The organism is Pseudomonas sp. JV245A, from assembly GCF_032424515.1.
Taxonomy (GTDB): Bacteria; Pseudomonadota; Gammaproteobacteria; order Pseudomonadales; family Pseudomonadaceae; genus Aquipseudomonas; species Aquipseudomonas protegens.
Genome location: NZ_VYKE01000652.1, coordinates 1 through 248, shown reverse-complemented (window position 1 = coordinate 248; position 248 = coordinate 1). Strand labels below are relative to the sequence as shown.

At 71.4% G+C, this 248-nt stretch carries 1 protein-coding gene; it reads left to right on the top strand.

The features are described 5' to 3' along the window. A partial coding sequence (locus tag F6S12_RS33465) for a phosphopantetheine-binding protein (RefSeq protein WP_315870077.1) occupies positions 1-248 on the top strand: 248 nt, incomplete at both ends.

The window sequence follows — 248 nt, the reverse complement described above, 5'->3', positions numbered from 1 at the left end:
CCCGAGCAGCAGGCCAGCAGCGGCGCGGCGCCCGTGGATGAGCTGGAACGCAGCATTGCCGAGGTCTGGCAGACCCTGTTGCGGGTGCCGGCGGTGGGCCGTGACCAGGGCTTCTTCGAGCTTGGCGGCGACTCGCTGCTGGTGGCCCAGGTGGTGGGCCGCCTGCGTGAAGCCTTGCCCCAGGCCCGGCAGTTGCCCTGGAGTGACCTGCTGCGCCAGTTGATCAACCAGCCCACGGTGGCGGCCCT